10 protein-coding genes and 4 tRNA genes are annotated in these 15,354 nt (G+C 46.2%); 1 reads left to right on the top strand and 13 read right to left on the bottom strand.

All coding sequences use genetic code 11. The features are described 5' to 3' along the window. Positions 1-224 precede the first annotated feature (224 nt). The 13 genes from rpoC to OO774_RS00690 form a co-directional block, all read right to left on the bottom strand. Entirely contained in the window at positions 225-4,427 is a 4,203-nt protein-coding gene (gene rpoC, locus OO774_RS00750; protein ID WP_264903880.1) for a DNA-directed RNA polymerase subunit beta', read from the bottom strand. A gap of 87 nt (positions 4,428-4,514) precedes the next feature. Further along, on the bottom strand, positions 4,515-8,543 hold the full coding sequence (gene rpoB / locus OO774_RS00745; RefSeq protein WP_264903879.1) for a DNA-directed RNA polymerase subunit beta: 4,029 nt from the start codon (positions 8,541-8,543) through the stop codon (positions 4,515-4,517). Between the two features lie 251 nt (positions 8,544-8,794). Next, entirely contained in the window at positions 8,795-9,163 is a 369-nt protein-coding gene (gene rplL, locus OO774_RS00740) for a 50S ribosomal protein L7/L12 (RefSeq protein ID WP_264903876.1), read from the bottom strand. A gap of 57 nt (positions 9,164-9,220) precedes the next feature. Further along, positions 9,221-9,715, bottom strand: a complete 495-nt coding sequence (gene rplJ, locus OO774_RS00735; protein ID WP_264903874.1) for a 50S ribosomal protein L10 — start codon at positions 9,713-9,715, stop codon at positions 9,221-9,223. 292 nt (positions 9,716-10,007) lie between these two features. Beyond that, positions 10,008-10,709 (bottom strand): 50S ribosomal protein L1, encoded by a 702-nt coding sequence (rplA, locus tag OO774_RS00730; protein WP_014233286.1) that lies wholly within the window; start codon positions 10,707-10,709, stop codon positions 10,008-10,010. 4 nt (positions 10,710-10,713) lie between these two features. Beyond that, positions 10,714-11,142: a 50S ribosomal protein L11 gene (gene rplK, locus OO774_RS00725; RefSeq protein WP_008078231.1), complete on the bottom strand. Its 429-nt coding sequence runs from the start codon at positions 11,140-11,142 to the stop codon at positions 10,714-10,716. 164 nt (positions 11,143-11,306) lie between these two features. Next, complete coding sequence (nusG, locus tag OO774_RS00720; protein ID WP_005384681.1) at positions 11,307-11,855, bottom strand: transcription termination/antitermination protein NusG; 549 nt, start codon at positions 11,853-11,855, stop codon at positions 11,307-11,309. A gap of 13 nt (positions 11,856-11,868) precedes the next feature. Then, the gene (gene secE, locus OO774_RS00715) at positions 11,869-12,249 is read right to left on the bottom strand and encodes a preprotein translocase subunit SecE (protein WP_264903787.1); all 381 of its coding nucleotides are present in this window, start codon (positions 12,247-12,249) and stop codon (positions 11,869-11,871) included. Positions 12,250-12,517: 268 nt separating this feature from the next. Beyond that, positions 12,518-13,702, bottom strand: coding sequence for an elongation factor Tu (gene tuf, locus OO774_RS00710; RefSeq protein WP_264903785.1), 1,185 nt, complete (start codon positions 13,700-13,702; stop codon positions 12,518-12,520). Between the two features lie 102 nt (positions 13,703-13,804). Next, positions 13,805-13,880: transfer RNA gene (locus tag OO774_RS00705), tRNA-Thr, on the bottom strand. Between the two features lie 13 nt (positions 13,881-13,893). Next, positions 13,894-13,968: transfer RNA gene (locus OO774_RS00700), tRNA-Gly, on the bottom strand. A 35-nt stretch (positions 13,969-14,003) separates the two neighbouring features. Beyond that, positions 14,004-14,088 (bottom strand) — tRNA-Tyr (locus OO774_RS00695). Positions 14,089-14,139: 51 nt separating this feature from the next. Then, positions 14,140-14,215 (bottom strand) — tRNA-Thr (locus OO774_RS00690). 206 nt (positions 14,216-14,421) lie between these two features. Here OO774_RS00690 and coaA point away from each other — a divergent pair. After that, positions 14,422-15,345: a type I pantothenate kinase gene (gene coaA, locus OO774_RS00685; protein ID WP_264903783.1), complete on the top strand. Its 924-nt coding sequence runs from the start codon at positions 14,422-14,424 to the stop codon at positions 15,343-15,345. Positions 15,346-15,354 lie beyond the last annotated feature (9 nt).

Here is a 15,354-nt window from a genome sequence, read left to right as displayed (position 1 = left end):
GAAAATTAACTGGTCAGGGAACAGGTGTCGATAAACAAACTCGATTTGCCATGGATGGCAAATCGAAGCCCCATGGATGGGTTCATGCGTGTTTGTTCTCGATGCCTGTTTTCTGCTTCTCTATCATTAAGTATGACCACTTTCTTATTTAGGACGGTACATAGATATTAAAAAAGGCACCCGAGGGTGCCTTTTTTCATTCTTAACGATAACTCGTCAGAAGCTTATTCTTCAGAAGAGAAGCCAGCGTTTAGAAGTGCTGCCAGGTTATCCGTTGCTTGTTCAGCAGACGGGCCTTCTTGCGCTTCAGTACGTTTAGCTTGACGCTCTTGATGGTATGCGAAACCAGTACCAGCTGGGATCAGACGACCAACAATTACGTTCTCTTTCAGACCACGAAGGTCATCACGCTTACCAGAAACTGCAGCTTCTGTTAGTACGCGAGTTGTCTCCTGGAACGATGCCGCAGAGATGAACGACTCAGTCGCTAGAGACGCTTTAGTAATACCTAGAAGTTCACGTTCGAAACGCGCAGGCTCTTTACCTTCAGCTTCTAGATTACGGTTAGCAATCTTAACTTGTGAGTATTCTACTTGCTCACCAGGTAGGAACTCAGAATCACCAGCAAATGTGATAGTACACTTACGTAGCATTTGACGAACGATAGTCTCAATGTGCTTATCGTTAATCTTAACGCCTTGTAGACGGTAAACTTCTTGTACTTCGTTAGCGATGTACTGAGTTACCGCGTGTACGCCACGTAGACGTAGGATGTCATGTGGAGACTCTGGACCATCAGCGATGACATCACCACGCTCAACCTTCTCACCTTCGAAAACGTTAAGCTGACGATGCTTAGGAATCATCTCTTCGTATGCTTCACCGCTGTCGCGAGTGATCACTAGACGACGCTTACCTTTGGTCTCTTTACCGAAGCTAACTGTACCTGTGTGTTCAGCAAGGATCGCAGGCTCTTTAGGCTTACGAGCTTCGAACAGGTCAGCAACGCGTGGAAGACCACCGGTGATATCTTTGTTACCGCCAGATTTCTGAGGAATACGTGCAAGTGTTGCACCTACGCCTACTGCTGCGCCATCTTCGATGTTTACAATCGCTTTACCAGGCAGGAAGTAGTGAGCTGGCATATCAGTACCAGGGATCATTACATCGTTACCTTGCTCATCAACAAGTTTGATAGCTGGACGCATATCTTTACCTGCAGATGGACGCGCTGCTGCGTCAGTTACTTCGCTTGAAGATAGACCTGTTAGGTCATCTGTTTGGCGAGAAACTGTTACACCGTCGATCATATCTACGAACTGGATGCGACCCGCTACTTCAGTGATGATTGGTAGTGTGTGCGCTTCCCAGTTAGCTACCGTTTCACCAGCTTGAACTGTGTCACCGTCGCCTTTGCTTAGTAGTGTACCGTAAGGCAGTTTGTGCTTCTCTTTAGTACGGCCAAACTCATCGATGATGGTTAGTTCAGTCGCACGAGAGGTGATAACGATCTTACCGTCATCTGCCACTACTGATTTAGCGTTGTGTAGCTTGATAGAACCGTTGTTCTTCGCTTGAACGCTGTTTTCAGCTGCTGCTGTCGATGCCGCACCACCGATGTGGAACGTACGCATCGTAAGCTGTGTACCCGGCTCACCGATAGACTGAGCAGCGATAACGCCTACTGCTTCACCTTGGTTCACTAGGTGACCACGTGCTAGGTCACGACCGTAACACTGTGCACAACAACCGAAGTCAGAATCACAAGTAACAACAGAACGTACTTTCATGCTGTCTACTGAGTTCTCTTCCATGATTTGACACCACTTCTCATCGATCAGGGTGTTACGTGGAATAAGAACATCTTCAGTACCAGGTTTTAGAACGTCTTCAGCAACAACACGACCTAGAGCTAGCTCAGAAAGTGCAACTTTAACATCACCACCCTCGATATGAGGCATCATGTCAACACCCTCGTGAGTGCCACAGTCATGTTCAGTTACAACAACGTCTTGAGCAACGTCTACTAGACGACGAGTTAGGTAACCCGAGTTCGCTGTTTTCAGTGCCGTATCCGCAAGACCCTTACGAGCACCGTGCGTTGAGATAAAGTACTGAAGTACGTTTAGACCTTCTTTAAAGTTCGCAGTGATCGGCGTTTCGATGATTGAACCATCTGGACGTGCCATCAGACCACGCATACCAGCAAGCTGACGAATCTGTGCTGCAGAACCACGAGCACCTGAGTCGGCCATCATGTAGATGCTGTTGAACGACTCTTGTTGTTCCTCTTCACCGTCACGGTTAATTACCGTTTCAGATGACAGGTTCTCCATCATTGCTTTCGCAACGCGGTCGTTGGTCGATGCCCAGATATCGATCACTTTGTTGTAGCGTTCGCCCGCAGTAACAAGACCAGATTGGTACTGTTCCTGGATTTCACGTACTTCTTCTTCCGCTTCTGCGATTTCAGTGTACTTAGCTGGCGGTACAACCATATCGTCGATACCAACCGATACACCAGATAGTGCTGCGTAAGCAAAACCTGCGTACATGATTTGGTCAGCGAAGATTACCGTGTCTTTCAAACCTAGCTTACGGTACGCCTCGTTAAGTAGGTTAGAGATTTGTTTCTTACCTAGCTTTTGGTTAACGATGCTGTACGGCAGACCAGATGGCACGATTTGCCAAAGCATTGCACGACCGATAGTGGTATCAACCATACCAGTAGATGTAGTGCTGTTGCCGTCTTCGTCTACGACTGTTTCAGTAATACGTACTTTAACGCGTGCGTGAAGTTCAGCTTGTTTAGTGCGGTATGCTTTCTCAGCCTCTGCTGGGCCAGAAAGGTACATGCCTTCACCTTTCACGTTGATCTTTTCACGAGTCATGTAGTAAAGACCCAATACAACGTCCTGAGAAGGTACGATGATCGGATCGCCTGACGCTGGCGACAGAATGTTGTTTGTCGACATCATCAGAGTACGAGCTTCAAGCTGTGCCTCTAGAGTTAGAGGTACGTGAACCGCCATTTGGTCACCATCGAAGTCCGCGTTGTACGCCGCACAAACAAGTGGGTGTAGCTGAATCGCTTTACCTTCGATTAGTACTGGTTCGAACGCCTGGATACCTAGACGGTGAAGTGTCGGTGCACGGTTCAATAGTACTGGGTGTTCACGGATTACTTCGTCCAGGATATCCCAAACAACCGCTTCTTCACGCTCTACCATTTTCTTAGCAGCTTTGATTGTAGTCGCAAGACCACGAGTCTCTAGCTTGCTGTAGATGAATGGTTTGAATAGTTCAAGTGCCATCTTCTTAGGAAGACCACACTGGTGTAGACGAAGGTATGGACCTACTGTGATTACAGAACGGCCAGAGTAGTCTACACGTTTACCTAGAAGGTTCTGACGGAAACGACCTTGTTTACCCTTGATCATATCAGCAAGAGATTTCAGAGGACGCTTGTTCGAACCTGTGATCGCACGACCACGACGACCGTTATCCAGTAGCGCATCAACAGACTCTTGCAGCATACGTTTTTCGTTACGTACGATGATGTCCGGAGCTGCTAGCTCTAGAAGACGCTTCAAACGGTTGTTACGGTTGATCACACGACGGTATAGATCGTTCAGATCAGAAGTCGCAAAACGACCGCCATCTAGTGGTACTAGAGGGCGTAGATCTGGCGGAAGTACTGGAAGAACAGTCAGGATCATCCACTCTGGGTTGTTACCCGATGCGATGAACGCTTCTACCAGTTTAAGACGCTTAGTGACTTTCTTGCGCTTAGTTTCAGAGTTTGTAGACTCTAGCTCTTCGCGCATTTGTTCAGCTTCGGCGTGCATATCCATAGAACCTAGTAGGTCCTTGATAGCTTCTGCACCCATCTTAGCAGTGAACTCGTCGCCCCACTCTTCTAGACGGTCCAGATACTCCTCTTCAGTAAGCATCTGACTCTTTTCTAGATCCGTCATACCTGGTTCAGTTACTACGTACATTTCGAAGTAAAGAACACGTTCGATATCACGTAGAGGGATATCCATTAGTAGACCGATACGAGACGGTAGCGATTTTAGGAACCAGATGTGAGCTACTGGTGAAGCAAGCTCAATGTGGCCCATACGGTCACGACGAACTTTAGTTTGTGTAACTTCTACACCACACTTCTCACAGATAACACCACGGTGCTTCAAGCGCTTGTATTTACCACAAAGACATTCGTAGTCTTTAACTGGACCAAAAATACGCGCACAGAACAGACCATCGCGTTCAGGTTTGAACGTACGATAGTTGATCGTTTCAGGTTTTTTAACTTCACCGAAAGACCATGAACGGATCATGTCTGGTGAAGATAGACCGATTTTGATTGCATCAAACTCTTCGGTCTTATGCTGTGCTTTTAGAAAGTTTAATAAGTCTTTCACAATCAGCTCCTGTAAGGAGTTAAAAGCAGCCAGCCAAGCGCTAGCTGCTTTCTACCAGATAATCACTTTTCTCAAATGAGAAAGGGATTACTCTTCGTCTTCTAGCTCGATGTTGATACCTAGCGAGCGGATCTCTTTCAACAATACGTTGAACGATTCTGGCATACCAGGTTCCATGCTATGGCTTCCGTCTACGATGTTCTTGTACATCTTAGTACGGCCGTTAACGTCATCCGACTTAACAGTTAGCATTTCTTGTAGAGTATAAGCTGCACCGTATGCTTCCAGTGCCCATACTTCCATCTCACCGAAACGCTGACCACCGAACTGAGCTTTACCACCAAGTGGTTGCTGAGTTACTAGGCTGTACGAACCAGTTGAACGAGCGTGCATCTTGTCATCAACAAGGTGGTTCAGTTTCAGCATGTACATGTAACCAACCGTTACAGGACGCTCAAACGCATCACCTGTGCGACCATCAAACAGCGTTAGCTGACCAGATTCTGGTAGGTCTGCTAGTTTTAGCAGCTCTTTGATTAGAGGCTCAGAAGCACCGTCAAATACTGGCGTCGCGATTGGTAGACCGCCACGCAGGTTCTTGATCAGTGTACGTACTTCATCATCAGAAAGAGAAGCAACGTCTACTTTCTGGCGAGTGTCGCCTAGATCGTAAACTTTTTGCAGGAACTCGCGGAATTTCGCTAGCTCTTGCTGCTCTTTAACCATCTGGTTGATCTTGTCACCGATACCTTTCGCAGCCAGACCTAAGTGAACTTCCAGGATCTGACCGATGTTCATACGCGAAGGTACACCCAGTGGGTTAAGCACGATGTCTACAGGCTGACCTTTTTCATCGTATGGCATGTCTTCAACAGGGTTGATCTTAGAGATTACACCCTTGTTACCGTGACGACCGGCCATCTTATCACCAGGCTGGATGCGACGTTTAACCGCTAGGTAAACCTTAACGATCTTCAGTACGCCAGGTGCCAGATCATCACCTTGAGTGATCTTGCGACGCTTAGTTTCGAACTTCTTATCGAAGTCAGCTTTTAGCTCGTCCCACTGCTCAGCAAGTTGCTCTAGCTGAGTTTGTAGTGCGTCATCTTCCAGCGTTAGCTCTAGCCACTTCTTACGATCAGTAGACTCTAGTTTCGCTTCAGAGTAACCGCCTTCAATCAGAACCGCTTTCACACGGTTTAGAAGGCCACCCTCAAGAATCTGGAATTCTTCAGTTAGGTCTTTCTTCGCTTCTTTAAGCTGCATCTGTTCGATTTCAAGCGCACGCTTGTCTTTCTCTACGCCATCGCGAGTGAAGACTTGAACGTCGATGATCGTACCTGATACAGAGTTAGGTACACGTAGTGACGTATCTTTAACATCCGATGCTTTTTCACCGAAGATCGCACGTAGTAGCTTCTCTTCAGGCGTTAGCTGAGTTTCACCTTTAGGTGTTACTTTACCAACCAGGATGTCGCCACCCTTAACTTCAGCACCGATGTAAACGATACCTGACTCGTCCAGTTTAGACAGAGCAGACTCACCTACGTTTGGAATATCCGCTGTGATCTCTTCAGAGCCCAGCTTAGTATCACGTGCCACACAAGTCAGTTCTTGAATGTGGATAGTCGTGAAGCGGTCTTCTTGAACTACGCGCTCTGATACTAAGATCGAGTCTTCGAAGTTGTAACCGTTCCAAGGCATGAACGCGATACGCATGTTTTGACCAAGCGCTAGCTCACCAAGGTCTGTTGATGGACCATCAGCAAGTACGTCACCGCGTGATACAGGTTCACCTGGCATCACACATGGGCGCTGGTTAATACATGTGTTCTGGTTAGAACGTGTGTATTTAGTCAGGTTGTAGATGTCGATACCCGCTTCGCCAGGTACCAGCTCTTCTTCGTTCACTTTAACAACGATACGAGAAGCATCTACAGACTGGATTACACCACCACGTTTCGCTACTGCAGTTACACCTGAGTCAACGGCTACGTTACGTTCAATACCAGTACCAACAAGCGGTTTGTCAGCTTTCAGTGTTGGAACTGCCTGACGTTGCATGTTCGCACCCATCAATGCACGGTTCGCATCATCGTGTTCTAGGAACGGGATAAGCGATGCAGCGATAGATACAACCTGGTTTGTCGCAACGTCCATGTACTGAGCGTGCTCACGAGGGTGTAGACCAGATTCACCTTTTTGACGAGCTGTGATCAGCTCATCTGCAAACGTACCTTCTTCAGTTAACGCAGCGTTAGCCTGAGCGATAACAAATTGGCCTTCTTCGATTGCAGATAGGTAATCTACTTCGTCTGTCACAACACCATCTACAACGCGACGGTATGGAGTCTCTAGGAAACCGTACTCGTTACAACGCGCAAACGCAGATAGAGAGTTGATCAGACCGATGTTTGGACCTTCAGGCGTTTCGATAGGACATAGACGGCCGTAGTGAGTTACGTGTACGTCTCGAACTTCGAAGCCAGCACGTTCACGAGTCAGACCGCCAGGACCCAATGCAGAAATACGACGCTTGTGCGTGACTTCTGATAGTGGGTTGTTTTGGTCCATGAACTGTGAAAGCTGTGAAGAGCCAAAGAATTCTTTAACTGCTGCAGAAATTGGCTTCGCATTGATCAAGTCTTGAGGCATGATTGCGTCAAGGTCGCCTAGACTTAGACGCTCTTTAACTGCACGCTCAACACGTACTAGACCTACGCGGAATTGGTTCTCAGCCATTTCGCCTACAGAACGGATACGACGGTTACCCAAGTGGTCGATATCGTCCACTTCACCGATACCGTTACGGATCGCGATAAGCTTCTTCATCACTTCAACGATATCAGTTTCGTCAAGTGTGCCTTGCTCTTGAGCATCTTCACGACCGATAGAGCTGTTGAACTTCATACGACCAACAGTCGATAGATCGTAACGCTCTTCAGAGAAGAATAGGCTTTCGAATAGTGCTTCTGCAGCTTCTTTTGTTGGCGGCTCACCAGGGCGCATCATGCGGTAGATTTCTACCAGCGCAGAAATACGATCAACCGTGCTGTCGATGCGTAGTGTTTCTGACATGAATGGACCGTGGTCTAGATCGTTCGTAAACAGAACTTCTAGTGCTTTGTGGCCAGCCTGAGATAGGTTCGCTAGTGCTTCCAGGCTGATTTCCTGGTTAGCATTAACAATGATCTCGCCTGTTGCTTCGTTGATGTAATCTTTCGATGCAACTTTACCAACGATGTACTCAACAGGTACTTCGATGTGATCAACGCCATCTTTCTCTAGTTGGCGGATATGACGAGCCGTTACGCGACGACCTTGCTCTACGTAAACTTTACCATCAGCTTCGATGTCGAATGACGCAGTTTCACCACGTAGACGATCTGGAACCAACTCCATCAGTAGAGTTTGGTCTTTCACTTCGAAGTTCACTTTCTCGAAGAAGATATCTAGGATTTCTTCAGACGATTTACCTAGTGCACGAAGAATGATCGATGCTGGTAGCTTACGACGGCGGTCGATACGCACGTACAGGTTATCCTTAGGATCAAACTCGAAATCAAGCCATGAACCACGGTAAGGAATAACACGTGCGTTGTATAGAACTTTACCTGATGAGTGGGTCTTACCCTTATCGCTGTCGAAGAACACGCCTGGGCTTCGGTGCAGCTGGGATACGATAACCCTCTCGGTACCGTTGATTACGAAGGTACCATTGTCTGTCATGAGTGGAATCTCACCCATGTAGACTTCTTGTTCTTTAATGTCTTTTACAGTACCTGCTGGCGCGTCTTTATCAAAGATAACTAGGCGTAGTTTTACACGTAGTGGCTTTGAGTAAGTTACACCGCGGATTTGACATTCTTTAACGTCAAAAACTGGCTCACCAAGACGGTAGCTAACGTATTGCAGCTCAGAATTGCCGTTGTAGCTCTGAATTGGAAATACAGAACGGAAAGCAGCTTCAAGACCGTATTGACCTTCAGGATCCTGTTCGATAAATTTGTCGAACGAATCGAGCTGGATCGATAGCAGGTATGGAATGTCCAAAACTTGTGGACGAGTACCAAAGTCCTTACGGATGCGCTTTTTCTCGGTATAAGAGTAAACCATGGGGTTCCTCAGCTCGCTGATAAGTGACCCAAACTGTCCGCCCGCTCCTAGTTACTTAAGGGGGGTAAGGGACAGTGACTAAATAGCTGTTTACTGTAGTGACATTTCATTTCGATAGAATGAAATGTTTTTTGCATGGGTATGAGGCGCTTAAACAGCGGGAAAATTCACCTATACCCTACAGCGCAAAAAGGCCGGTGGTTAAAAAACCACCAGCCATTTAGCCGTTAGGCTAAGAAACTATGCAATAATTACTTAATAGCAACAGTTGCACCAGCTTCTTCTAGCTGAGCTTTAAGAGCTTCAGCTTCTGCTTTCTCAACACCTTCTTTAAGAGGTGCTGGAGCGCCGTCTACAAGACCTTTAGCTTCTTTAAGACCTAGGCCAGTTGCGCCGCGTACTGCTTTGATTACAGCAACTTTGTTACCGCCAGCAGCTTCTAGGATTACGTCGAATTCAGTTTGCTCAGCAGCAGCTTCGCCTGCAGCAGCGCCGCCAGCTACAACAGCAGCAGCAGCAGAAACACCGAATTTCTCTTCCATTGCTTCGATTAGTTCAACAACTTGCATTACAGACATTTCTGCAACTGCGTCTAGGATTTGCTCGTTAGTAATAGACATAACAATTCTCTTTTAAGTCAACAATAAGTTTATTAAGCAACCAGTAAAAAGCAAGGCTTATGCCGCTGCTTCTTCTTTTTGATCGCGGATAGCAGCGAAGGTACGTACCAGCTTGCCAGCAGAAGCTTCTTTCATGCACATCATTAGGCGTGCGATTGCTTCGTCGTAAGTTGGTAGTGTCGCTAGTACTTCAGCGTCAGTTAGCGCGCCTTCAAATGCAGCAGCTTTGATCTCGAAGTCTTTGTTCTCTTTAGCGAAGTCTTTGAAAAGACGCGCTGCAGCACCTGGGTGCTCGTTAGAGAACGCGATTAGAGTAGGACCAGAGAATGTCTCAACTAGACACTCGTAGTCTGTACCCTGAACCGCACGACGTGCTAGAGTGTTACGCACGACTTTCATGTAAACGCCAGCTTCACGAGCTTGTTTACGTAGAGAAGTCATTGCGCCCACTTCAACGCCACGAGAATCAGCTACAACTGCAGAAAGTGCACCACTGGCAGCTTCGTTGACTTCAGCAACAATTGCTTTTTTGTCTTGAAGGTTTAAAGCCATCTTGGATTTACTCCTGGTTGTCGTTACACCACTCACTATCATCACGACAGTGAGAGCTATTGAGGTGCATTCCCAGAAGAAAGTTAACTATTAAAATAGAGCTTTCTGTCAGTTCGGGCACCATCTACGTAGGGTAATTAAGTTTACAAATTAGCAAACACCTACGGTCTTGGACGGAGACTGGGTCTTAATTCAATTCGAACTAGGAGACAGTTCAAAGAACCAAAGTTCAGCCCCAACCACAAATATTAGGCGCAAAATTATACACTAATTTTGCACCTAAGCAAATAAATTATGCTTGAGTGTTCAGGCTAGCCTGATCAACAGCAACACCAGCACCCATAGTAGTAGAGATGCTTACTTTCTTCAGGAAAGTGCCTTTCGCTGAAGATGGCTTAGCTTTCTTAAGAGCGATTAGAAGAGACTCTAGGTTCTCTTTGATCTGCTCTGCAGAGAAGTTAGCTTTGCCGATAGTAGTGTGGATGATGCCGTTTTTGTCGTTACGGTAACGAACCTGACCAGCTTTAGCGTTCTTAACCGCTTCAGCAACGTTAGGAGTTACAGTACCAACTTTAGGGTTTGGCATTAGACCACGAGGACCTAGGATAGTACCTAGTTGACCTACAACGCGCATTGCATCTGGAGAAGCAACAACTACGTCGAAGTTCATTTCGCCTTTCTTCACTTGCTCAGCAAGATCTTCCATACCAACGATGTCTGCGCCAGCTTCTTTAGCTGCTTCAGCGTTTGCACCTTGAGTGAACACTGCAACGCGGATTTCGCGGCCAGTACCGTGAGGTAGTACAGTTGCACCACGTACGTTCTGGTCAGATTTACGAGCATCGATGCCAAGGTTAACAGCAACGTCAACAGACTCAACAAATTTAGCAGTCGCTAGTTCTTGAAGAAGAGCAACAGCTTCGTTGATTTCGTATTCTTTAGTTACGTCAACTTTTTCGCGGATTACGCGCATGCGCTTAGTTAGTTTTGCCATGATCTTAACCCTCTACCACTAGGCCCATTGAACGAGCAGTACCAGCGATTGAGCGTTTCATCGCTTCGATGTCAGCACCAGTCATATCAGCAGCTTTAGTTTCTGCGATTTCTTGGATTTGAGCGTCAGTTACAGTACCCACTTTTTCAGTGTTTGGACGACCTGAACCAGACTTAACGCCAGCAGCTTTCTTAAGTAGAACAGCAGCTGGTGGAGTCTTAGTTACGAACGTGAAAGAACGGTCGTTGTAAACAGTGATAACTACTGGAGTCGGTAGACCTTTCTCAATAGATTCTGTTTTCGCGTTGAACGCTTTACAGAATTCCATGATGTTAACACCGTGTTGACCTAGTGCAGGACCTACTGGTGGACTAGGGTTAGCCATACCAGCAGCAACTTGTAGCTTGATGTAAGCTTCAACTTTCTTAGCCATGATAATTCCTAAGTTTGGGTACTAGCGCTAATCACAGATCAGCTCCCCGTTTGTGTAAGAAACTTTTTACTTCACTAGAAGTAAAAAGGCGCGAAATTATAGTAATAATTCGCGCCTTATACAACCCTAAAAAGGTGATTTTTTATACTCTTTATTTAAGAGTTTTAGTCCAGCTTTTCAACCTGACCAAATTCAAGCTCAACTGGTGTTGCACGACCAAAAATCGATACAGACACTTTCAGGCGGCTCTTCTCGTAATCCACTTCTTCAACCGTACCGTTGAAGTCAGCAAATGGACCTTCATTAACACGTACCACTTCACCCGCTTCGTACATAGTACGAGGACGTGGCGCTTCGCTCGCTTTTTCAAGACGGTTAAGAATCGCGTCAGCTTCTTTATCTGTGATAGGTGCAGGACGGTCCGAGGTACCACCAATGAAGCCCATGACACGCGGCACACTGCGTACAAGGTGCCATGATTCATCGTTCATAATCATCTGAACAAGGACGTAACCTGGGAAGAACTTACGCTCAGATTTGCGGCGCTGACCCGCGCGCATTTCTACTACTTCTTCAGTAGGAACCAGTACTTCACCGAATAGCTCTTCCATGCCGTGCATCTTGATATGCTCGCGCAGAGATTGAGCCACACGACCTTCAAATCCAGAGAAGGCTTGAACCACATACCAGCGTTTTTTTGGAGCTTCACTCATGAATTAAAACCCTCTATACCCCAGTCGCTAGAGCTACTAGACGAACCATAATTCCGTCAATACCCCATAGCACTAGAGCCATTACAATACTTACAGCTAAAACGATCAGTGTTGTTTGCATGGTTTCTTGGCGTGTAGGCCAAACAACTTTACGTACTTCCATACGCGATTCTTTTGCAAAACTGATCGCTGCTTTACCTTTAGTCGTTGTTGCTGCAACGCCTAGAGCAGCTGCAATAAGAACAACAACACCTGCAGCGCGAATCACTACAGACATTTCACCATACAGGTAATTACCCACAACAGCGGCAGCTGCCAATACGAAAGCGACGATCCACTTAAACGTATCTGCTGCATTTGAGCTATCAGGAGTTTCAGCATTATTTGCTTTCATAAAACCAACCTGTTTCAAGTCTTAATATAGACGACAACAACCCCGCTGTTGCAGGGCAAACTCCATATCGCTGAAAAAATCAGCGTACTCTTAGTAAGATTAAGCCCGTTTGCTTAATCTTGCTCCGCACTCAAGCAACTTCTGAACAAGAAAACAGCAAAAATTATGTTGAGTGCAGAAAAAGGGCATCAAATGATGCCCTTTTTGCTACTGGTTCGTCAAATCTAATTCAAGATTTTCCGAAAGCATCCGTCTAATTCGCTATGAATTAGTCGAAGATCTTAGCAACAACACCAGCACCTACTGTACGGCCACCTTCACGGATCGCGAAACGTAGACCTTCGTCCATTGCGATTGGTGCGATTAGCTCAACAGTCATTTGTACGTTGTCGCCTGGCATTACCATTTCTACGCCTTCTGGTAGCGTGATGTCACCAGTTACGTCAGTTGTACGGAAGTAGAACTGTGGACGGTAGCCTTTGAAGAATGGAGTGTGACGACCACCTTCATCTTTAGACAGTACGTATACTTCTGATTCGAATTTAGTGTGTGGAGTGATTGAACCTGGCTTAGCTAGTACTTGACCACGTTCTACTTCGTCACGCTTAGTACCACGTAGAAGTGCACCAACGTTCTCACCCGCACGACCTTCGTCTAGAAGCTTACGGAACATTTCAACACCAGTACATGTAGTAGTGATGGTGTCTTTGATACCTACGATAGCAACTTCGTCACCTACGTTTAGGATACCACGTTCGATACGACCAGTTACTACAGTACCACGGCCTTGGATCGAGAATACGTCTTCGATAGGCATTAGGAACGGTAGGTCTACTGCACGCTCTGGTTCTGGGATGTATGAATCTAGCGCTTCAGCTAGTTCAACGATTTTCGCTTCCCACTGCTCTTCGCCGTTTAGTGCGCCTAGTGCAGAACCTTGGATAACTGGTAGGTCATCACCTGGGAAATCGTACTCAGATAGAAGTTCACGAACTTCCATTTCTACTAGTTCTAGTAGCTCTTCATCGTCAACCATGTCACATTTGTTCATGAATACGATGATGTATGGGATACCAACCTGACGGCCTAGTAGGATGTGCTCACGAGTTTGAGGCATTGGGCCATCAGTCGCAGCAACAACTAGGATACCACCGTCCATCTGAGCAGCACCAGTGATCATGTTTTTAACGTAGTCCGCGTGTCCTGGACAGTCAACGTGTGCGTAGTGACGAGTTGGAGTGTCGTACTCAACGTGAGAAGTTGCGATTGTGATACCGCGCTCACGCTCTTCTGGAGCGTTATCGATAGATGCGAAGTCTTTAGCTACACCGCCGTAAACTTTAGCAAGAGTAGTACAGATAGCTGCAGTTAGAGTTGTTTTACCGTGGTCAACGTGGCCGATAGTACCAACGTTAACGTGCGGTTTCGTACGTTCAAATTTTTCTTTAGACATGAGTGGTCCCTCTAGGTACGGATTTTGGTGGCCCAAATGACCACGCAACCAAAAAAGATTATTGGTAAATCTAATATCAAAAGGAAATATGCGCTTGAGAGCTGGTGCTGATAGGCAGACTCGAACTGCCGACCTCATCCTTACCAAGGATGCGCTCTACCACCTGAGCTATATCAGCACTCAAATTAGAGTGGAGCGGGCAGCGGGAATCGAACCCGCATCATCAGCTTGGAAGGCTGAGGTAATAGCCATTATACGATGCCCGCAACACGTAACTCTGAGAGCTATTTCCTAAAGAATATGGTGGAGGGGGACGGATTCGAACCATCGAAGGCAGTGCCGGCAGATTTACAGTCTGCTCCCTTTGGCCACTCGGGAACCCCTCCAAAATTTCTAGTCATTCTCACTACTAATTGTTTCTAAGAAACAGGAGAGAATGGTGCCGACTACCGGAATCGAACTGGTGACCTACTGATTACAAGTCAGTTGCTCTACCTACTGAGCTAAGTCGGCATAAGTGGTGCGCATTCTATTGAATGATTTTCGAGGTTGCAATAGGAATTTTAAAAAAAATCATAAATTTCGATTTTTTATATTTGTTTGCTGCAAAAACGTACAAACTCTGCTTTTTTCAAGCAAACTTCGACCTCTGTCGTTTGCTTTAAAGTGCGCTTGATGTATGTTCATGCTCTTAATGAAACCAAGGATAAAAGAGACCCATGAGTCCATTTTTGTCATTTGACCGTGCCAACTGGGCAGAACTAAGAAACTCTGTGCCAATGACACTTTCTGAAGAGGACTTAACTGCGCTTCAGGGCATAAATGAAAACCTCACCATGGAGGAGGCAGTAGAAATCTACCTGCCATTGTCTCGACTATTAAATTTGTATGTACAAGCTCGCCAGAGTCGCAATACGGTTCTTCAACAGTTTTTGAATACCGAAGAACATGCCCCTCCCTTTGTCATTGGAATCGCAGGCAGTGTCGCGGTAGGTAAAAGCACAACAGCCCGAATTCTCAAGGCGCTACTTTCTCGCTGGGAAAACCATCCTAAAGTAACTTTAGTGACGACGGACGGCTTTTTGTATCCAAAAAAAGTTTTGGAAGAAAAAAGCATCATGCATCGCAAAGGTTTTCCCGAATCCTACGATATCAAACGCTTAGTTGAATTTATGTCAGATGTAAAAGCCGGGAAGCCTGATCTTGAAGTTCCTGTCTACTCGCACATTACTTATGACATTACCGGTGAGCTTAAAAAAGTCGACAGACCTGATGTTCTGATCATTGAAGGGTTAAACGTATTACAGAGCGGGATGGATTATCCACACGATCCCCATCGAGTGTTCGTTTCAGACTTCCTGGATTTCTCTATTTATGTCGATGCAGAGTCTGAAACCATTGAACAGTGGTATGTGGACAGATTTTTGAAGTTCCGCCGAGGGGCTTTTACCAAACCAGGGTCTTATTTTAGTCACTATACTCAGTTGTCGACTGAAGAAGCGAAAAGTAAAGCAAGAGAGATCTGGCAGAGTATTAATGGGCTTAACTTAGAGCACAATATTCTTCCTACCCGAGAAAGAGCCCATCTGATCTTACATAAAGGGGGTAACCACCTGGTAGACAAGGTGTCTCTTCGAAAGTAAGGGGATAAC

The sequence above is a fragment of the Vibrio sp. STUT-A11 genome, assembly GCF_026000435.1.
Classification (GTDB): Bacteria; Pseudomonadota; Gammaproteobacteria; order Enterobacterales; family Vibrionaceae; genus Vibrio.
The sequence above is the reverse complement of the archived record's forward strand: the minus strand, read 5'-3'. Positions and strand labels throughout refer to the sequence as shown.